Source organism: Pseudomonas sp. GW821-FHT09C08, from assembly GCF_059418125.1.
In genome coordinates, this window is sequence record NZ_JBWKPG010000008.1 from 145,195 (window position 1) to 163,004 (window position 17,810).

The following is a 17,810-nucleotide window of genomic DNA, read 5'->3' on the forward strand; positions in this document are numbered from 1 at the left end:
GCTTCTAATCTGCGGGAGTTTGGGATGCATCATACGTGCCGCTTTCTCGATCACCAAACGGCAAGATGTGGCAGGATCCTACAGAGGTCGGAGACGGCAGCTATAAGCGGCAAGCTACAAGAGGATAGCCGAGGGTATATTTCTTGCCGTTTGCCGTTTGCCGTTTGCCGCTTAGATCATCAACCCTGGCTTTCCGGTTCGACTTCGGCCTTGGCATCGACAACTTTCGAACCGCGTGTCTTCAGCTCACTGACAATCACCGCCACCACAATCAACGCCGCGCCCAGCATCGCCAGCGGCGGGAAGCGTTCCCCGGCGATCCGCCCGATGACCCCGGCCCACACCGGCTCGCCGGCATAAATCAACGTGGCACGGGTGGGCGAGACGCTCTGCTGCGCCCAGTTCATCGCCACCTGGATCACCGCGCTGGTCAAGCCCAGGCCCACGGCGCTGAATACCAGCAACCATGAAAACCCCGGCAGCGCTTCGCCCATCGGCACCACCATCAAAAATGACAACAGCGAGGCGGTGGCCAGTTGCACCACGGTCACCCGGCGCACGTCCACCTGCCCGGCATAGGCGCCGATAAGAATGATCTCGGCCGCCACCGCGATCGCGCAGATCAGCGTGGCGATCTCGCCGGGGCTGAAGTTGAGCGAGGCTCCGGTCGGGCCGGTCAGCAGCATCAACCCGGTAAATGCCAGCATGATGCCGATGCTGGGCATCAGCCCCGGACGGCGCCCCAGCACCAACCACTGCAACAGCGGCACGCACGGTACATACAGCGCCGTGATGAAGGCCGATTGGCTGCTTGGAATGGTTTGCAGGCCGATGGTCTGCATGCCGTAGCCGAACATGATCGAGGTGCCGATGAAGGCGCCCGCCTTCAACTCGAACAGGGTCAGGCCGCGCAGGGTGCGCAGGGAGAAGAAACCCACCACGATGGCCGCTGCGGCAAAGCGCAGGCCCACGAAAAACATCGGCCCGCTGACCGTCATTGCATGCTGCACGAGCAAGAAGGTGCCGCCCCAGATCATGGTGATAAACACCAGCAGGCATTCGGCTTTGCTGAAACGGTTGAAACGTGGGGCGGTATTCGCGGCGGTCATGGCGGCTCGGTCTTGCAAGGGAAAGGCACGGACCGCACAATGCGCCGCACTGCTGGGCAGTATACTGCGCACACCCACCTTATGAGCAATATAGTGCACAAAGAAAATCCGCAACGGGCCTCGGTCCTGCAGCACGTCAGCCAGAACGTCAGGCGCCTGCGCCATGCCGCCGACCTGAGCCAGACTGCGCTCTCGGAAAAGTCCGGGGTGAGCCGGCGCATGCTGGTGGCCATTGAGGCGGGCGAGAAGAACGTCAGCCTGTCGACCCTCGACCGCGTGGCCGAAGCATTGGACGTGGCGTTCAGCGACCTGATCCAGGCCCCGGATGCGCCCGACCACAGCCGCATCAACGAGCTGGCCTGGGCCGGCGATATCCCCGGCAGCAAGGCGGTCTTGCTGGCCAGGGCCCACGCCCGTCGCGAAGTCGAACTGTGGGAAATGCGCCTGGAGCCGGGAGATCGCTACAGCCCCGAGCCGGATCCGGAAGGCTGGAGTGTGCAGCTGTTCGTGTTCGAGGGAAGCCTGACGCTGCTATTGGACGAGGAAGAACGGCACGTCGCGGCCGGCGAGTTCTATATGTTCGCCAGCCGCCAGGTCCACGCCTATTGCAATCAGGGTGATGTGGCCGTGCGCTTTGTGCGCAACGTGGTGATCTAACTGTCTGCCAGGCAACAGTGGATGGACACTTTGCTGGTTTGAAACCCGCCCTGGCGCCCTGATTTACCAGCAACTCGCTGATTTTATTGGCGATTAAATTCAGGCACGACTCCTGCAATCACTCCAGCATCCCATCGGAGCCTGGAGTCGGCCCATGTCAGCCCATCCTCAACACCCTGCCCATATCATCCGCTCGGATGCCGAAGCCATCGAGGTCGCCAAGCGCCTGGCCGAACGCTTCGCCGTCGACGCCAGCGTGCGTGACCGCGAGCGCCGCCTGCCGGTGGCCGAACTCGACGAATTCTCCGCCAGCGGCCTGTGGGGCATCACCATTCCCAAGGCCTACGGCGGCGCCGAAGTGTCCTACGTGACCGTGGCCGAAGTGATCAAGTTGATCTCCGCCGCCGACCCGTCCCTGGGGCAAATCCCGCAGAACCACCTGGGCGTGGTGGACATCCTGCTGCAAACCGCGACCGAGGAACAAAAACGCCATTACTTCGGCAAGGTGCTGGCCGGCTACCGTTTCGGCAACGCCTTCTCCGAAGCCAAGAGCAAAAACGCCGGCATTTTCGATACGCAGATCCGCGTGCACGGCGACACCGCGCAAATCAATGGCGAGAAGTTCTACTGCACCGGCGCGCTGTTCGCGCATATCGTGCCCACCGTCGGCAACAACGAACACGGCCAGGCGTTTATCGCCTTTGTCGAGCGTGACGCGCCCGGCTTGAGTGTGATCGACAGCTGGGACGGCTTTGGCCAGCGCACCACCGCCAGCGGCGGCGTGACCCTCGACGGCGTCACCGTCCCTCTCAGCGCGGTGATCCCCGCCCACCAGGCTTTCGACCAACCCACCGCCAACGGCCCGATCTCGCAGATCATCCAGGCTGCCGTCGACACCGGCATCGCCCTCGGTGCCCTGGAGCAGGCGAAGATTTACGCACGCCAGGCGCGGCCATGGATCGACAGCCAACAGGATCACGGCTGGCAAGACCCGTTCACCATCGCCGCCATCGGCGATCTGGAATGGCGCGTGCACGGCACCGAAGCGATCCTCGCCAAGGCCGGCAAAGCAGTGGACCAGGCGCTGGCCGAGCCGAATGAAGACAGCGTCGCCAACGCTTCATTGGTCGTCGCCCAGGCCAAGGTGCTGTCGGCGGAAACCGCCTTGCTCGCCAGCAGCAAACTCTTCGAACTGGCTGGCACTCGCTCGGTCACCGGCAAACACAACCTCGACCGTTTCTGGCGCAACGCGCGCACCCACACCCTGCACGACCCGGCCCGCTGGAAATACCACCTGATCGGCAACTTCGTGCTCAACGGCGTGAAGCCCGCACGCCACGCCTGGAACTGAGGAGCCTGAACCATGACTGCACTGAATCAAGCGCGCCAACTGCTGGACAGCACCCGCCGCGCCGTCGCGAAAAGTGACGATCCCTACGTGATCAGCCGCTTCGGCGACCTGCAGATCCGCGTGGACGTGGCCGCCGCCTTGCTCGAACGCGCCGAGACCCACCCGAGCCCGGTGGCCATCACCGAAGCACAGATCGCTGCCGCCGAAGCCCTGCTTTTTGCCAGCGCCACCGAATTCGAACTGACCGGCCAACGCACCGCATTGCCGCCGAGCCTCGATGACCCGCTGCGCCACAAATACCAGGTTGTCGGCAACTACCACCTCAACGGAGTGCTTTGATGTCCCGTGAAATCCGCTTGAACGCCTTCGACATGAACTGTGTCGGCCACCAATCCCCTGGCCTGTGGGCGCACCCGCGTGACCGTTCGTGGCAGTACAAGGACCTGGAGTACTGGACCGACCTCGCTAAAATCCTCGAGCGCGGCAAGTTCGACGGCTTGTTCATCGCCGATGTGCTGGGCATCTACGACGTGTACAACGGCAACGGCGACGCGGCGATTCGCCAGGCAGCACAAGTGCCGGTCAACGATCCGCTGTCGCTGATCGCACCGATGGCACTGGTCACCGAACACCTGGGTTTTGGCCTGACGGCATCGTTGTCGTTCGAACACCCGTACCCGTTCGCGCGCCGGCTTTCGACCCTCGATCACCTGACCAAGGGCCGCGTCGGCTGGAACATCGTCACCTCCTACCTCGAAAGTGGCGCGAAGAACCTGGGCCAGAAAGCCCAGACCGAACACGATGCGCGCTACGACTACGCCGAGGAATACCTGGAGGTTTGCTACAAACTCTGGGAAGGCAGCTGGGAGGAGGGCGCGGTGCTGCGTGATCGCGAGCGCCGGATCTTCAGCGACCCAAGCAAAATCCACGAGATCCGCCACGTCGGCAAGCACTTCCAGGTGCCCGGCATTCACCTGTGTGAACCGTCGCCGCAGCGCACGCCGGTGCTGTACCAGGCCGGCGCGTCGAGTCGCGGCAAGCAGTTCGCCGCCGAGCAGGCCGAGTGCGTGTTCGTCGCCGCGCCGTCCAAAGTGCTGCTGAAAAAGACCGTCGCCGACATCCGCCGGCGTGCAGCCGAGGCGGGGCGCGATCCGAAGAAAATCCTCATCTTCAACCTGCAGACGGTGATCGTCGGCGAGACCGACGCCAAGGCCAAGGCCAAGTTCGAGGAGTACAAATCCTATGTCAGCTATGAAGGCGCGATGGCGCTGATTTCCGGCTGGACCGGCATCGACTTCAGCCAGTTCAAACCCGATGAGCCACTCAAGCACGTGCACACCAACGCCATTCAGTCGGCGGTGGAAGCCTTCTCCACGGCGGACCCGAACAAGGTCTGGACCCCGAATGAATTGGCCGATTGGGTTGGCATCGGCGGCTTTGGCCCGCTGTTTGTCGGCGGCCCGCAAACCGTGGCGGACCTGTTGCAGGAATGGGTGGAAGAGACCGACGTCGACGGCTTCAACCTGGCCTACGCGCTGACCCACGAAACCTTTATCGACGCCGTCGACCTGCTGGTGCCGGAACTGCAGAAACGCGGCGTGTACAAGACCGAATACGCCCAGGGCACCTTGCGCGAGAAGCTCTTCGGCGACGGTGCACGGCTGGCGCCGAACCATCCGGGGGCCGGTTATCGCGACCTTAAAGCCAGCGCAATCTAACTGACTCAAGCCGATCCCCGTGGGCGCCGGCAAGCCAGCGCCGACAGGTGAGCGGTGTCGAGTCAAATAATTCAGCCAGCGGACCACCGCACGCACACCCCTTGAATAGGAGCATCACCCCTATGAGCGTGCACGAACTCAAGCGTCCGCTGGCCCTGGAATGGCCTGCCGAACTGCTCGGCAATCTGCCCAAGGCCCTGGAGCAACTGCAGCATTGGGCGCAGATCACACCGCTGCACACCGCACTGCGCCACAAGCGCCAGGGCCAGTGGTATGCCTGGCGCTGGATCGACGCGCTGCGCGATGTCGAGCGCCTGGCCGATGGCTTGCGCCAGCAGGGGTTCGGCGAGTCGTCGCGGCTGGCCCTCAGCGGTGCATTCGAGCCCAACCTGTTGCTGCTGGCCCTGGCGGCGCAATCCGTGGGCGGGACGGTGCTGACCCTCGCCGATCACCTCGACACCGAAGCCTTGCACCAGCAGTTATGGCGCATTCGCCCCACCCATTGTTATGTGCAGGACCGCCAACAGGCACGGCATTGGCCAGCCGCCAATCGACTCGATTTTGCCCAGCTGCTGGGCCCCACCGACCCGGCGCAGCAGGTGCAGCGCTGGTGGCAACCCAGCGGCGAAACCGCGCTGTGGAGCGAGGAGGGCACCCAGTGGCAGGGCGGCCTGGCGGTGGTGCTCGAGCAATGGCTGAACAGCGGGCACGGCTTGGCGTTCCCGGAAAGCCCGGCCTCGGCGCGGCGCGATCGCAGTGAAGTCGCTCCCACCGGCCTGCTGTTGTCGCCCGCGCGCCTGCAATCTTTGGCCGAGGATATCGAAAGCCGCCTGGCACCCCACGGCACCTGGCGCCGGCGCCTGTGCGACTGGGCCATCGCCCACCCGCACAGCGGCCTGCGCCGCCTGCTGAAAAATCGCGTGCGCAAACTGCTCGGCTTCCAGCGCCTCACCTACATCTGGCAGCCCCTCACTTCCACGATAGAGCCGACATGGCTTGCCGAATTCAAACGGGAAAGCGCATGACCCAGGCCATTCTCCAGGTGCGGGATATCTCGCTGTCGTTCAAAGGCGTGAAGGCGATCAATGCGTTGTCCTTCGAGGTGCGGCGCGGTGAGATCTGCGCGTTGATCGGCCCCAACGGCGCCGGCAAAAGCTCGTTGCTCAATGTGCTCAACGGCGTGTATCGCTTCGATGCCGGCGAGATCGTCTTCGAGGACCAGCACTTGCACCGCATCGATCCGCTGGGCGCAGCGCGCCGAGGCATTGGCCGGACCTTCCAGAACAATGCGCTGTTCAAGAAAATGAGTGTGCTCGACAACGTCCTCACCGGCCTGTCGCGCCACATGCGCAGCAGCTTGATCGAGCAGGCGCTGGGCTTGCCCCGCGCCCGCCGTGAAGCCGAGGCGTTCCGTCAGCGGGCGCAGGGCATCCTCGAGTTTCTGGAGCTGCAGGCCCACCGCGATGTGCTGGTGGGCAACCTGTCCTACGGCCTGCAAAAACGTGTGGAGCTGGGGCGCGCGCTGATCGCCGGGCCCAGCCTGTTGCTGCTCGACGAGCCGATGGCCGGGATGAACGCCGAGGAAAAACAGGAAATGGCGCGTTTCGTCGCCGACGTAAACCGCGACCTCGGCACCACCGTGGTGTTGATCGAGCACGACATGGGCGTGGTCATGGGCCTGTCCGATCATGTGGTAGTGCTCGACTACGGGCGCAAGGTCGGCGACGGCACGCCGGCGGACGTGCAAGCCAACCCCGAGGTGATCGCGGCCTACCTGGGAGTCGCACACTGATGACCTTCTTCTTCGAAACCCTGCTCGGCGGCCTGCTCGCCGGCACCATGTACTCGCTGGTCGCCATAGGCTTCGTGCTGATCTACAAGGCCAGCGGCGTGTTCAATTTCGCCCAGGGCTCGATGCTGCTGTTTGCCGCGTTGACCTTCGTCAGCCTGCACGATCAGGGCGTGCCCTTTGCCCTGGCATTGCTGCTGACGGTGATCGTGATGATCGTCGGCGCGTTGCTCATCGAGCGCCTGGTGCTGCGCCCGCTGGTCAACCGTTCGCAGATCACCCTGTTCATGGCCACGCTCGGGCTGTCATTCATTATCGAAGGCGTGGCCCAGGGTTTGATGGGCTCGCAGGTGCGCGCGCTGGACCTGGGCATCGACGACGTGCCGCTGTTTGTCGGGCCGCTGATGCTCAGCCAGTTCGACCTGATCGCCGCGACGGTGGCCGTGGTGCTGGTCACGGTGCTCGCGCTGCTGTTCAACAAGACCCGCATCGGCGTGTCGTTGCGCGCGGTGGCGGATGACACCACGGCGGCGCTGTCGATCGGCATCAACCTCAACCGTATCTGGCAGATCGTCTGGGCCGTGGCCGGCGTGGTCGGGCTGGTGGCGGGGTTGCTGTGGGGCGCGCGCCAGGGCGTGCAGTTCTCGCTGTCGCTGGTGGTGCTCAAGGCCTTGCCGGTGTTGATTATCGGCGGCTTTACCTCGATTGGCGGGGCGATCGTCGGCGGGCTGATTGTCGGCGCGGCGGAGAACCTCGCCGAGGTGTATATCGGTCCGTTGATCGGCGGCGGCATCACGCCATGGTTCGCTTATGTCTTGGCCCTGGCCTTCCTGTATATCCGTCCCGCCGGCCTGTTCGGCGAGCGCGCCATCGAGCGAGTCTGAAACCATGTCGACCCCTGTTGCTCAACTCACCGCGCCGCTGTTGCTGGTCCAACGGCGCGTGCCCTGGGGCCTGCTCGGCCTGTTGGCAGTGGCCTTTATCGGCGTGCCGCTGTGGGGCAATGACTATTGGCTCAACGCAATCCTGATCCCGTTCCTGGTGCTGTCCCTCGCCGGGTTGGGCCTGAACCTGCTTACCGGCTATACCGGGCAGACCTCCGTGGGCGCGGCCGGCTTCATGGCAGTCGGCGCCTTCGCCACCTATGGCTTCCTGCTGCGCCTGCCGGAGCTGGGCTTGCCGGTGGCGCTGCTCGGCGGCGGGATTATCAGCGCGTTGGTCGGGCTGCTGTTCGGCTTGCCGAGTTCGCGGATCAAGGGCTTCTACCTGATGGTCACCACCCTGGCCGCGCAGTTTTTCCTGGAGTGGCTGTTCGTCAAATTCCCCTGGTTCTACAACTACGGCTCGTCCGGCACGATCTCGGCGCCGAAGCTGGCGTTGTTCGGGTACGACCTCAATACGCCGCTGGGCCGTTACCTGCTGACCCTGGTGACGGTGCTGCTGCTGACCTGGACCGCGATCAACCTGGTGCGCAGCCAGGTGGGACGCAACTGGATGGCGATCCGCGACATGGACACCGCCGCCGCCGTGGTCGGCATCCCGGTGGTGCGCTACAAGCGCCTGGCGTTTGCGGTCAGCTCGTTCTACCTGGGGATCGCCGGCGCGCTGTGGGCCTTTGCCTACCTGGGCACGGCGAGTGCCAGCAGCTTCGATATCAACCGCTCGTTCCAGATCCTGTTCATCATCATTATCGGCGGCATGGGCAGCATCGCCGGCAACTTCGTCGGCGCGGCCTTCATCAGTTTGCTGCCGATCTTCCTCAGTCATGCCGGGCAAGCATTGTTCGGTGGGTCGGTGGATGCAGGGCAGTTGCAGAACCTGCAGAAAATCATCTTTGGCGTGTTGATCATCGTGTTCCTGATCAAGGAACCCGAGGGGCTGATTCGCCTGTTGCACAACCTGCGTGACCGTGTGCGGCAGTGGCCGCTGCGTTTCTAACATTCCCTCAAGAGAATTCCCATGCGTGCATCCTTGAAACGTTCCCTGGCCGGCGCCGCCTTCGCGCTGGCTGCCCTGGCCGGCGCTGTGCCCCCGGCGATGGCTTCGCCTGACCAGCAATTCATTCCCTTGGCGACCTACCGCGTGGGCGCCTACGCGTCCAGCGGCGTGCAGGTGTGGGCCGGGATGATCGACTACCTGCGCTATATCAACGAGGTCGAAGGCGGCATCAACGGTGTGAAGCTGGTGTGGCAGGAATGCGAGACCGAGTGGACGGCGGAGAAGGGCATCGAGTGCTACGAGCGCTTCAAGAATGGCCTGGATGGCGCGCCGGTCGCGGTGTACCAGCCCAACGGCGCCCCGGCGGCCTATGCCTTGAGCGAGCGCGCCGAGGTCGACAAGATCCCGCTGATCACCCTCGGTTACGGTCGCACCGAAGCCACTGACGGCACGGTGTTCCCCTATAACTTCCCGGTGATGCTGACCTTCTACAGCGAAGCCTCGACCCTGGTGAATTACATCGCCCAGCGCGAAGGTGGTTTCGACAAACTCAAGGGCAAGAAGATCGCCACGGTCTACCACGACTCGGCCTACGGTCGCGAAACGCTCGGCCCGCTGAAGTTGCTCGCAGAGAAATACGGCTTCGAAAATATCCAGATTCCGGTCGCCGATCCCGGCAACGAGCAGTCGGCGCAATGGCGCCAGGTGCGCCAGGCCAACCCGGACTGGGTATTCCTGCGCACCTGGGGCGTGTCCACCCCGGTGGCGGTGAAGACCGCCGCGCGTTTCGGCTTCCCGGTCGACCACATCATTGGCGATATCTGGGCCAGCTCCAGCGAAGACGTGCTGCCGGCCGGTGCCTCCGCCAAAGGCTACCTGGCGCTCACGCCGTACCCGGCCGGCGCGGATTTCGAGATCCACAAACGCCTCAAGCAATACATCCTCGATAAAGGCCACAGCGACCTCAAGGACCTGAAAAACTTCGGCAGCGTCTACTACAACTCCGGCCTGGTGAACGCCGCCGTGGCCGTGGAAGCGATCCGCACCGGCCAGGCCAAGTTCGGCAAGCGCCCACTCAATGGCGAAGAAGGCCGCTGGGGCCTGGAACACCTGAATATCGATGATGCGCGCCTCAAGGACATGGGCTACCTGGGCCTGATGCAGAACCTCAAGCTGTCATGCCGCGACCACGAAGGCGGCGGTTCGGCGCGGGTGCAGCAGTGGGACGGCGCCAACTGGACGCTGGTCAGCGAGTGGATCGCCGCCGACCGCGCGCTGTTGCGTCCGCTGATCGATGAGAAGTCGGCCGCGTTCGCCAAGGAAAAAGGCCTGACGCCGCGTACCTGCACCGGGGATGAATAAACCATGAGCCAGCCCGCCGCCGACGCCGCGCGCCCGTCACTGCTGACGGTCAACGACATTGAAGTGATCTACGACGGTGCGATCCTCGCGGTGGCCGGGGTGTCGCTGGAGGTGCCCAAGGGCGGTATCGTCGCCTTGCTCGGCGCGAACGGCGCCGGCAAGAGCACCACGCTCAAGGCGATCTCCGGGCTGGTGCGCGCCGAACGGGCCGAAGTCAGCCGGGGCACGATCGAGTACGCCGGCGCCGACCTGGCCGGTGTCGAGCCCGGCCAGCGCGTGCGCGATGGCATGGTGCATGTGCTGGAGGGCCGCCATGTGTTCGGCCAGCTCAGTGTCGAGGACAACCTGCGCAGCGGTGGTTTCGTGCGGCGCCCGAGCCGCAAGGACCTGGAGCGCGACCTGGAGCGCATCTACGCCTGGTTCCCCCGGCTCAAGATCAAACGCCACACCCGCGCCGGCCTCACCTCCGGCGGCGAGCAACAGATGGTCGCCATCGGCCGGGCGTTGATGACCCGTCCTACTTTGGTACTGCTCGACGAGCCGTCCATGGGTTTGGCGCCTATGATCGTGCAGGAAATCTTCGAGATCATCGCGCAGCTCAATCGCGAACAGCAGGTGAGCTTCCTGATCGCCGAGCAGAACATCAACGTCGCGCTCACCTATGCGTCCCATGGCTATGTGCTGGATACTGGGCGCGTGGCCTTGAGTGGCAGCGCCGCTGAACTGCTGGCGCGGGGCGATTTGCATGACATTTATCTGGGTAAACAGTAAGGGCCAACCTGCATGACTGAAACCATCCGCAACGCCGATGTCCTGATCATCGGCGGCGGCCTGAGCGGCACGATGCTCGCCGTGCAACTGCTGCGCCTGCCGGGCCAGCGCCGGATCCTGGTGATCGAGCCGCGCGCCGAACTCGGGCGTGGCGAGGCCTACAGCGCGGTCGAGCTGGGCCACACCTTGAACGGCAATGCGGCGCGCATGAGCGTCGACCCCGACAATGCCGACGACCTGACCCAGTGGCTCACCGATTACATCGGCGCCGGCGGATGGCCGGAGTCGGCCGAGCAACCGGTGCCCGTCAGTGAACTGTTCCCGCCGCGCGGGCTTTTTGGCGTGTACGCACAGCAACGCCTGGCCGAGGCCAAGGCCTTGTCTGCGTCGACTGTCGAGCATGTGCGCGGGGAAGTGGTCGACCTGCAAGTGAGCGCCGATTCAACCCTGCTGACCCTCGACAACGGCCAGCAACTGCGCGGCGCCCGCGCGGTGCTGGCTACCGGCATGTTCCCGGCGGCGCGTACGCCGCAGACCGAGTCCAGCGGCTTGAATGCCGCTGCGGTCGACCCGTGGGATGTGCAGGCGATGACCCAGATCGACCCGCAGGCCCCCGTGCTGATCATCGGCTCCGGGTTGACCATGGTCGATGCCGTGGTGTCTTTGGAGCAGGCCGGGCATCGCGGGCCGATCGAGATTTTTTCCCGCCACGGACTGTTGCCCCATGCGCGCCGCCAGCCGCCGAGCTGGGAGGATTTTCTCGCTGCCGACCACAGCCTGCGCAGCCCTCTGCAATTGCTGCGCGAGGTCCGTCGTCAATGCCGTCTCGCGCTGGCGCAGGGCATCGATTGGCAGGCGCCGCTGGACACGGTGCGTGCGCATATCGGGCGGTTGTGGAGCCAGGCCAGTGAGCGCGAGAAGCGCCAGTTCGTGCGGCATGTGCGGCCATGGTGGGAGAGCCATCACCACCGCTCACCGCCGTTGAGCGCGCAGTTGGTGGCGCGATTGCGGGAGGAAGGGCGGTTGCGCATTCGGGCGGCATCGTTCAAAGGGCTGGAGCCTGGCGGCGAGGGCGTGACAATCCGCCTGCGCGCGCGTGGCGAGCAGGTGATCCGCCAGGTGTCGGGGGCGGCGCTGATCAACTCCAGCGGCATCGAATACGACTGGCGCCGCGTGGCCCGGCCGTTGCCGCGGCAGTTGCTCGAACGCGGGTTGATCCAGCCCGGACCCTTGGCGCTGGGGATTGCGGCGGATGCGTCGGGGGCGGTGCTGGATGCCGAGGGCAATGTCAGCCAGCGCCTGTTCGCCATGGGCCCGCCGTTGCGCGGGATGTGGTGGGAGAGTACGGCAGTGACCGACGTGGCGATCCAGGCCAAGGCGCTGGCCGCCAAGCTCACACAGCTCTGATGTCGGAGCTGGCTTGCCTGATTCCTGTGCCTGGCGCAGTTTCACTGTGGGAGCGGGCTTGCTCGCGAAGGCGCAGTGTCAGCCAACCATGATGCAGCTGATCCACCGCCTTCGCAGGCAAGCCAGCTCCCACACTGATTTGTGGCGGGACTGAATTCTGTGCCTGGTTCAGCTCCCACAGTTTTTGGCGGGGCTGGACTGAATTCTATGCCTGGCTCAGTTCCCACAGGTTTTGGATGGGCTAGCCTGATTCTTGTGCCTGGCGCAGCTTCAATGTGGGAGCGGGCTTGCTCGCGAAGGCGTAGTGTCAGTCAACCATGATGCAACGGATCCACCGCCTTCGCAGGCAAGCCAGCTCCCACACTGATTTGTGGCGGGACTGAATCCTGTGCCTGGTGCAGTTCCCACACTGGTTTGTGGCTGGCTTGATTCCTGTACCTGGCACAGTTCCACTGTGGGAGCTGGCTTGCCTGCGATAGCGGTGGGTCAGTCAACCATGATGCAGCTGATCCACCGCGTTCGCAGGCAAGCCAGCTCCCACACTGATTTGTGGCGGGACTGAATCCTGTGCCTGGTTCAGCTCCCACACTGGTTTGTCGCTTGCCTGATTCCTGTGTCTGGCTCAGTTCCCACACTGGTTTATGGCAGGCCTGATTCCTGTGCCTGGCGCAGTTCCACTGTGGGAGCTGGCTTGCCTGCGATAGCGGTGGGTCAGCCACCCCTGTATCAGCAGATAACCGCAAGCCAGCCCCCCACATTTGAATGTTCATTTATCCCGGGATCTTCACATACCCAGGTTTCAGGCCAAACACCTCAACCCCCTGCGGGGTCGATTGCCCGGTGGTGACCTTGACGCGCTCCACCGGTTTATCCATTGCCGCTCGGTACTCCACGGTCATGTCCGCCTGGAGCGCCTGGCTTGGAATCACCATCGCCTGTTCATTGTTGTACGTGACGATGGTCAAGCGCGCACTCATCCCCAGCCGCACTCGCTGCAACTGCTGCGGGGTCAGCTTGGGGATCGACAGGGTTACCGGAAACTGCGCGCTGCCCTGGCCGTCGCTGGAAATCGCCAGGCCGCTGACCACGCTCACCGAGCCGCTCAGCCGCTCCCCATCAAAGCCGTCGCCCATCACTTCCACCGCCTGGCCCTGATGGAGCTGGTTGATGTCCAGCTCCGAGACCTTGGCGACGATTTTCAGCCGTTCGATATTGGCCAGGCCAAACAACACCTGCCCCTGGTTGACCCTGCTGCCGGCCTGCACCGGCGCGTTGTTGTTACCACCGCCCTGAGTGGCGTTGTTGCCGGGCGGCGGCACTACGATCCCGGAAAACGGTGCCTTGAGCTCCTTGCCTTCGAGCAGTGTGTGCAGGGCATCGTATTTCACCGTCGCGTTGGTCAGCTCCATGTCCGCGATCTGCCGGTATTCGCCTTTGCCCTGGTCCAGTGCCTGTTGCAGCTCACTGCGCGCTGAAGCGAGGTCAAGCTGTTGCTGCTGGGTCTGCTGCTTGAGGTCGTCCAGTTCGTTGCGCGGAATGATGCCGCGCTGGAACAGGTTTTCGCTTTCGGTCAGCTTGCGCTGGGTGTTGCCGGCGCTCATTTCGGCCGTGCGCAGGCTGCGCCGGGCCCGGCTGACGTTGGGGCCGCTGTCCCAGTCCTGCATCTCTTGCACGGTGCGCCGTGCCTTGAGCTGCGCGGAGAGGGCTTCGCGCAATTGCACTTCGAGGATGGCCGGGTCCATGCGCAGCAGCACCTGCCCGGCTTCGACCTGTTGGCCTTGCTCCACCAGGTTGGCCTGCACAGTGCCATCGAAGGGCGCGGTAAGGGTCAGGGTGGTGTCGGGTTCGATCTTGCCCACCAGGCCGATCTGGTGCACCAGCGGGTCGGGCTTCACCGCCAACCATTGCTCGCCGGCGGTGGCGGGGCCTTCAGTCGGGTTGCGCAGGGCCAGCCCCGCGCCGGCCAGCAGCACGATCAATACAACCAACAGGCCTTTGTGTTTAGTAGTCATTGAGGGCGATTTCCCAACTTTCCAGCGTCATGCCCAGGGTCAAGTCAAGCTGGGTCTGGGCGTTCAAATAAGCGATCAGCGCATTGAGTTGCGCGTTCTCGGCGTTGCGCAGGTCAGTCTCGAAGCTCAGCACCTGGAAGTTGGTGGAGCGTCCGGCGCTGAGTTTTTCGCGCTCGATCTCGATCTTGCGCCGCGACAATTCCACCGCGCGCTGGGATATCTGGTATTGCCGCCAGCGGGTGCCGAGGTCACGCACCACGTCGTTGACGCTGCGTTCCAGTTCCTGGCGCGCATCGGTGATGCGGATCTCCTGATCCTCCACATTCACCCGCGCACGCACTTCGGCCTGGCGCGTGCTGATGTCGCCGATGGGGATCTGCACCTGCACTCCAGCGTAGCTGTCCCAAGTGCGGTTGTTGGAGTGGCCGGCATCGTTGTCGTAGGCGTCGCGGACCTGATTGGCGCCGGCCACCAGGTCCACCTGCCAGCGCCCGGAGTCCTTGGCAATCACCAGGTTGAGGTCGGCCTGCTGGCTGCCGAGCAGGGCGGCGAGGTATTCCGGTTGCTGGCTCTGCGCGAGGTTGAAGGCCTGGCGCTTGTCGATCTGCAGGGGGCTGGCCTCCAGGGCTTCGGTGGCGCGAATCGGCGTGGACAGGTCCAGCGCCAGCAAGCGCAGCAGGGCCAGGCGGCTGGTGTCGAGCTGGTTCTGGGCTTCCTCGACACCGAGTTGCTGGGTGGCGATATCGGCTTCGGTCTGCACGATTTCGAACTCGGCCATGCGTCCGGCGCTGATCAACGCCTTGTTCACCTCCAGCAGCGTGCCGGAGCGCTTGAGGGCGTCCTGCACGATGCTCAGTTGCTCCTGGGCACGCAGCAATTCGCGGTAGGTGGCGATGATCTGGCTGATGGTCTGGGCCACGGTGGCCTTGAGGTTCAGGCGGTTGGCCTGTTCCGACAGGCGAGACAGGCGCAGCGGCGCGGTGGTGGCGTCCCAGCCGGCGCCGCGCATCAATGGCTGGATGATCGCGAGGTCGAGGCCGTCGCTGCGGTAGCGGCCGGCGCGGTCGGCGTTGTTCAGTTGCTGGGTCCAGGCCATGCTCAGGCGGGTGCCGTACTCGCCGAGCAGGCTGGTGGCCGGGGCGACGCTGGCATTGCGCGCGTTGTCGGCCGAGCCACGGTTGCTGCGGTAATAACTGTTGAGGGTGAGCTTGGGGTTGAACACATCCTCGGCCACGCGCAGATCGAACTTCTGCGCCACCCGTTGCAGATACGCACTGCGGATCGCGGGGTTGTTGCGCAGGCCCAGGTACACGGCGTCACCGAGGGTCATGTCGGTGGCCTGGGCCTTCAACGACACGCCCCGGTCGTAGCCGCTGCGGGTGGTGCTGGGTGCGGACGGCTTGATGACAATGTCGGCGGCCATGCCGTGCAGGCTGATCAAGGCGAGCAACCACAGCCATTTACTCATCGCGCAAGGCCTCCACCGGCTGCAGCCGCGAGGCCGAGACCGCCGGATAGATACCGAAGAACAAGCCCACCAGCAACGTGCTGCCCACGCCCAAGGGAAGCGCGGCGGTGGCCAGCGCAAATGTCCAGCCCGACATCCACGCGTACAGCCAGGCGCAGGTCATGCCCAACACCGCGCCGCACAAGGCCCCCACTGCCGTGAGTGTCACAGCCTCGAGCAGGAACAGGTTGCGGATATCGCGCTGGCGCGCACCCAGGGCCATGCGAATGCCGATCTCGCGGCGGCGTTCCGAGACGTTCATCAGCATCACGTTCATCACCCCCACGCCGCCGCCCACCAGGGAGATCGCCCCCAGTGCCAGCAGCAGGTAGGCGAACGTACGGCTTTGGCGGGTCATGCCATCGATCATTTGCTGGGGCACCGTGATTGCGACTTCATGATTGGGCGTTTGCGTTTGCAAGGCCGCGGCCGCCTGCTTAGCAATAAGGTCCATGTTCTGTTCGGGGGCGGCGCGGATGATCACATTGCCAATTTGCGGGGTGGCGTAGATGCGGCGCATGCCCTCGGCGGGGAGAAACAGTGATTCGTTGGCCTGTACCGGCATCAGCATTGCGCGGGGCTGGGATTGCAGGATGCCGACCAGCAGAAACAAGTAGTCGTTGATGCGCACGCGATCACCCAATTTCAGCGGATCGCCCGGAGTACTCAACGCCTGGAACAACTGATCACCGATCACGGCGTAGGTCTCATTGGCGTCGAAGCTCGTCAGGAACCGTCCCTCGCGCACCACCAGTCGCATCGCGTCCTTGATATCGTCGGTGCTACCAACGAAGTTGGCATTGACGGTACGGCCATGGAACAGCAGGGGGCCGCTGAACAGCGTCAATGCGCCGATATGTTCGATCCCTGGTGCCGCCTGGCGCACTGCCTCCAGATCCAGGCGGGCGCGCATCGGCGCAGTATTGCTGCCCTTGGTGGCAAACTGGGCGACCAGCGTGTCGGTGCCCATGTCCTTGAAAATCATCGCGGCATCCACCGCCGCGTTGTGGCCGATATTGATCAATGCGACCACCGAGGAGCTGCCGATCACGATGCCGAGCAGGGCCAGGATCGAGCGTTTACCCAGGGTGCGCAGGCTCACCAAGGCTTCATGCAGCAGTTGGCCGAGACTCTGTTCGACCCGCAGGCTGCTCTGTGCCTGCCCCCTCATAGGCGACCGGCCTCTTGCACCACGCCATTGCGTACCAGGATCTTGCGTTCCAGGCGCTCGGCGATGTGAGGGTCGTGGGTGACGATGATCAGCGTCACCTGCTGCTCGCGGTTCAACTCCAGGAGCAGGTCCATGATGTCCTGGGCGGTGGTGCTGTCGAGGTTGCCGGTGGGCTCGTCGGCGAGGATCACCGAGGGGTTACCCACCAGGGCGCGAGCAATCGCCACGCGTTGGCGCTGGCCGCCGGAGAGGTCGGCAGGGCGGTGATGGGCGCGTTCGGCCAGGCCGACCTGTTCAAGCATGCGCAGGGCCTGCTCCACCGATTCGTGACGCGACACACCGCGGTAGCTCAGGGGCAAAGCGACATTGTCGAGGGCACTCAGGCGGGGCAGCAGATTGAAGCTCTGGAACACAAAACCGATCTGCTGGTTGCGGATCGCCGCCAACTGATCGGGGCTGGCGCTGAAAATATCGTGACCGGCAAAGTGGTACTGCCCGCAATTGGGCAGGTCGAGCAGGCCAAGGATATTCAGCAGGGTACTTTTGCCGGACCCGGAAGCGCCGAGAATGCCGCAACTGTCGCCGCTGGCGATCGTCAGGCACACATCATTGAGAATGGACAGGTGTTGACCGGCCAGCTGATAGCTTTTGCCGATGCCTTGCAGGGAAATCAAGCCTGGGTGCGCGGGGGTATCTGTCATCATGACTACGCCTTCAGTCTCGACGCGGCCGCACTGCCCCCGGTAAAGCCTTGTAACAAGTTCGGGAGCTGCCTGGAACGCGTCACGGACTGGTTTTATTTCTTGTTTTTAAAATATTGTTTGAATACTAACCGTGTTCTACGCGCTTCGCCAGCCATGGATATAGAGCGGTTTTACCCTTTGAAATGATTTCCCCGACAGGCGAGCAGGCTCGGCAAAAACCCTTCAACTACCCTCAACGAGCCCGCCGGCAAAGGCTTTCAATCATATGGCGCAGTGTCACTACTTGCTTTCGATCAGCGGCCCCGGTATAAAAA

The 17,810-nt window shown here is 63.9% G+C and carries 16 protein-coding genes; 11 read left to right on the forward strand and 5 right to left on the reverse strand.

Annotation, left to right across the window (positions count from 1 at the left end; all coding sequences use genetic code 11):
- Window positions 1-179 precede the first annotated feature (179 nt).
- Window positions 180-1,109 carry a DMT family transporter gene (locus AC07OJ_RS24855; protein WP_065900996.1) on the reverse strand — a complete coding sequence of 310 codons (930 nt, stop codon included), beginning with the start codon at window positions 1,107-1,109 and terminating at the stop codon, window positions 180-182.
- 93 nt (window positions 1,110-1,202) lie between these two features.
- Between AC07OJ_RS24855 and AC07OJ_RS24860 the strand changes: the two genes are divergently transcribed.
- The 11 genes from AC07OJ_RS24860 to AC07OJ_RS24910 all read left to right on the forward strand — a co-directional run bounded on the left by AC07OJ_RS24860 (window position 1,203) and on the right by AC07OJ_RS24910 (window position 12,102).
- Window positions 1,203-1,766, forward strand: a complete 564-nt coding sequence (locus tag AC07OJ_RS24860) for a helix-turn-helix domain-containing protein (protein ID WP_065900993.1) — start codon at window positions 1,203-1,205, stop codon at window positions 1,764-1,766.
- 154 nt (window positions 1,767-1,920) lie between these two features.
- Entirely contained in the window at window positions 1,921-3,117 is a 1,197-nt protein-coding gene (locus AC07OJ_RS24865; RefSeq protein WP_495095378.1) for an SfnB family sulfur acquisition oxidoreductase, read from the forward strand.
- A 12-nt stretch (window positions 3,118-3,129) separates the two neighbouring features.
- The gene (locus AC07OJ_RS24870; RefSeq protein WP_065900990.1) at window positions 3,130-3,456 is read left to right on the forward strand and encodes an acyl-CoA dehydrogenase; all 327 of its coding nucleotides are present in this window, start codon (window positions 3,130-3,132) and stop codon (window positions 3,454-3,456) included.
- Window positions 3,456-4,835 carry an LLM class flavin-dependent oxidoreductase gene (locus AC07OJ_RS24875; RefSeq protein ID WP_495095379.1) on the forward strand — a complete coding sequence of 460 codons (1,380 nt, stop codon included), beginning with the start codon at window positions 3,456-3,458 and terminating at the stop codon, window positions 4,833-4,835. The genes AC07OJ_RS24870 and AC07OJ_RS24875 overlap by 1 nt, the downstream gene beginning before the upstream one ends.
- A gap of 122 nt (window positions 4,836-4,957) precedes the next feature.
- Window positions 4,958-5,860 (forward strand): AMP-binding protein, encoded by a 903-nt coding sequence (locus AC07OJ_RS24880; RefSeq protein ID WP_495095380.1) that lies wholly within the window; start codon window positions 4,958-4,960, stop codon window positions 5,858-5,860.
- Window positions 5,857-6,627, forward strand: coding sequence for an ABC transporter ATP-binding protein (locus AC07OJ_RS24885; RefSeq protein WP_065900979.1), 771 nt, complete (start codon window positions 5,857-5,859; stop codon window positions 6,625-6,627). The genes AC07OJ_RS24880 and AC07OJ_RS24885 overlap by 4 nt, the downstream gene beginning before the upstream one ends.
- Window positions 6,627-7,508, forward strand: coding sequence for a branched-chain amino acid ABC transporter permease (locus tag AC07OJ_RS24890; protein ID WP_495095381.1), 882 nt, complete (start codon window positions 6,627-6,629; stop codon window positions 7,506-7,508). The genes AC07OJ_RS24885 and AC07OJ_RS24890 overlap by 1 nt, the downstream gene beginning before the upstream one ends.
- A gap of 4 nt (window positions 7,509-7,512) precedes the next feature.
- On the forward strand, window positions 7,513-8,562 hold the full coding sequence (locus tag AC07OJ_RS24895) for a branched-chain amino acid ABC transporter permease (RefSeq protein ID WP_120448993.1): 1,050 nt from the start codon (window positions 7,513-7,515) through the stop codon (window positions 8,560-8,562).
- Window positions 8,563-8,583: 21 nt separating this feature from the next.
- Complete coding sequence (locus AC07OJ_RS24900; RefSeq protein WP_065900974.1) at window positions 8,584-9,924, forward strand: ABC transporter substrate-binding protein; 1,341 nt, start codon at window positions 8,584-8,586, stop codon at window positions 9,922-9,924.
- Between the two features lie 3 nt (window positions 9,925-9,927).
- The gene (locus AC07OJ_RS24905) at window positions 9,928-10,695 is read left to right on the forward strand and encodes an ABC transporter ATP-binding protein (RefSeq protein WP_495095382.1); all 768 of its coding nucleotides are present in this window, start codon (window positions 9,928-9,930) and stop codon (window positions 10,693-10,695) included.
- 12 nt (window positions 10,696-10,707) lie between these two features.
- Window positions 10,708-12,102, forward strand: a complete 1,395-nt coding sequence (locus tag AC07OJ_RS24910; RefSeq protein ID WP_495095383.1) for an FAD/NAD(P)-binding protein — start codon at window positions 10,708-10,710, stop codon at window positions 12,100-12,102.
- A 770-nt stretch (window positions 12,103-12,872) separates the two neighbouring features.
- Here AC07OJ_RS24910 and AC07OJ_RS24915 read toward each other — a convergent pair.
- The 4 genes from AC07OJ_RS24915 to AC07OJ_RS24930 are packed head-to-tail and all read right to left on the reverse strand — an operon-like array spanning window position 12,873 to window position 17,496.
- A complete protein-coding gene (locus tag AC07OJ_RS24915; RefSeq protein WP_495095384.1) occupies window positions 12,873-14,114 on the reverse strand; it encodes an efflux RND transporter periplasmic adaptor subunit in 1,242 nt (413 codons plus the stop codon).
- Window positions 14,104-15,582 carry a TolC family protein gene (locus AC07OJ_RS24920; RefSeq protein ID WP_495095385.1) on the reverse strand — a complete coding sequence of 493 codons (1,479 nt, stop codon included), beginning with the start codon at window positions 15,580-15,582 and terminating at the stop codon, window positions 14,104-14,106. The genes AC07OJ_RS24915 and AC07OJ_RS24920 overlap by 11 nt, the downstream gene beginning before the upstream one ends.
- Window positions 15,575-16,792: an ABC transporter permease gene (locus tag AC07OJ_RS24925; RefSeq protein ID WP_065900962.1), complete on the reverse strand. Its 1,218-nt coding sequence runs from the start codon at window positions 16,790-16,792 to the stop codon at window positions 15,575-15,577. Before AC07OJ_RS24925 ends, AC07OJ_RS24920 begins: the two co-directional genes overlap by 8 nt.
- A complete protein-coding gene (locus AC07OJ_RS24930) occupies window positions 16,789-17,496 on the reverse strand; it encodes an ABC transporter ATP-binding protein (RefSeq protein ID WP_120448988.1) in 708 nt (235 codons plus the stop codon). The genes AC07OJ_RS24925 and AC07OJ_RS24930 overlap by 4 nt, the downstream gene beginning before the upstream one ends.
- Window positions 17,497-17,810 lie beyond the last annotated feature (314 nt).

What these genes read in the sequence shown, in the direction of transcription:
- AC07OJ_RS24880 (WP_495095380.1), top strand. Translation starts at nt 4,958, where the DNA reads ATGAGCGTGCACGAACTCAAGCGTCCGCTGGCCCTGGAATGGCCTGCC.
- AC07OJ_RS24890 (WP_495095381.1), top strand. Translation starts at nt 6,627, where the DNA reads ATGACCTTCTTCTTCGAAACCCTGCTCGGCGGCCTGCTCGCCGGCACC.
- AC07OJ_RS24910 (WP_495095383.1), top strand. Translation starts at nt 10,708, where the DNA reads ATGACTGAAACCATCCGCAACGCCGATGTCCTGATCATCGGCGGCGGC.
- AC07OJ_RS24885 (WP_065900979.1), top strand. Translation starts at nt 5,857, where the DNA reads ATGACCCAGGCCATTCTCCAGGTGCGGGATATCTCGCTGTCGTTCAAA.
- AC07OJ_RS24900 (WP_065900974.1), top strand. Translation starts at nt 8,584, where the DNA reads ATGCGTGCATCCTTGAAACGTTCCCTGGCCGGCGCCGCCTTCGCGCTG.
- AC07OJ_RS24865 (WP_495095378.1), top strand. Translation starts at nt 1,921, where the DNA reads ATGTCAGCCCATCCTCAACACCCTGCCCATATCATCCGCTCGGATGCC.
- AC07OJ_RS24915 (WP_495095384.1), bottom strand. Translation starts at nt 14,114, where the DNA reads ATGACTACTAAACACAAAGGCCTGTTGGTTGTATTGATCGTGCTGCTG.
- AC07OJ_RS24870 (WP_065900990.1), top strand. Translation starts at nt 3,130, where the DNA reads ATGACTGCACTGAATCAAGCGCGCCAACTGCTGGACAGCACCCGCCGC.
- AC07OJ_RS24925 (WP_065900962.1), bottom strand. Translation starts at nt 16,792, where the DNA reads ATGAGGGGGCAGGCACAGAGCAGCCTGCGGGTCGAACAGAGTCTCGGC.
- AC07OJ_RS24875 (WP_495095379.1), top strand. Translation starts at nt 3,456, where the DNA reads ATGTCCCGTGAAATCCGCTTGAACGCCTTCGACATGAACTGTGTCGGC.
- AC07OJ_RS24920 (WP_495095385.1), bottom strand. Translation starts at nt 15,582, where the DNA reads ATGAGTAAATGGCTGTGGTTGCTCGCCTTGATCAGCCTGCACGGCATG.
- AC07OJ_RS24930 (WP_120448988.1), bottom strand. Translation starts at nt 17,496, where the DNA reads ATGATGACAGATACCCCCGCGCACCCAGGCTTGATTTCCCTGCAAGGC.
- AC07OJ_RS24905 (WP_495095382.1), top strand. Translation starts at nt 9,928, where the DNA reads ATGAGCCAGCCCGCCGCCGACGCCGCGCGCCCGTCACTGCTGACGGTC.
- AC07OJ_RS24855 (WP_065900996.1), bottom strand. Translation starts at nt 1,109, where the DNA reads ATGACCGCCGCGAATACCGCCCCACGTTTCAACCGTTTCAGCAAAGCC.
- AC07OJ_RS24895 (WP_120448993.1), top strand. Translation starts at nt 7,513, where the DNA reads ATGTCGACCCCTGTTGCTCAACTCACCGCGCCGCTGTTGCTGGTCCAA.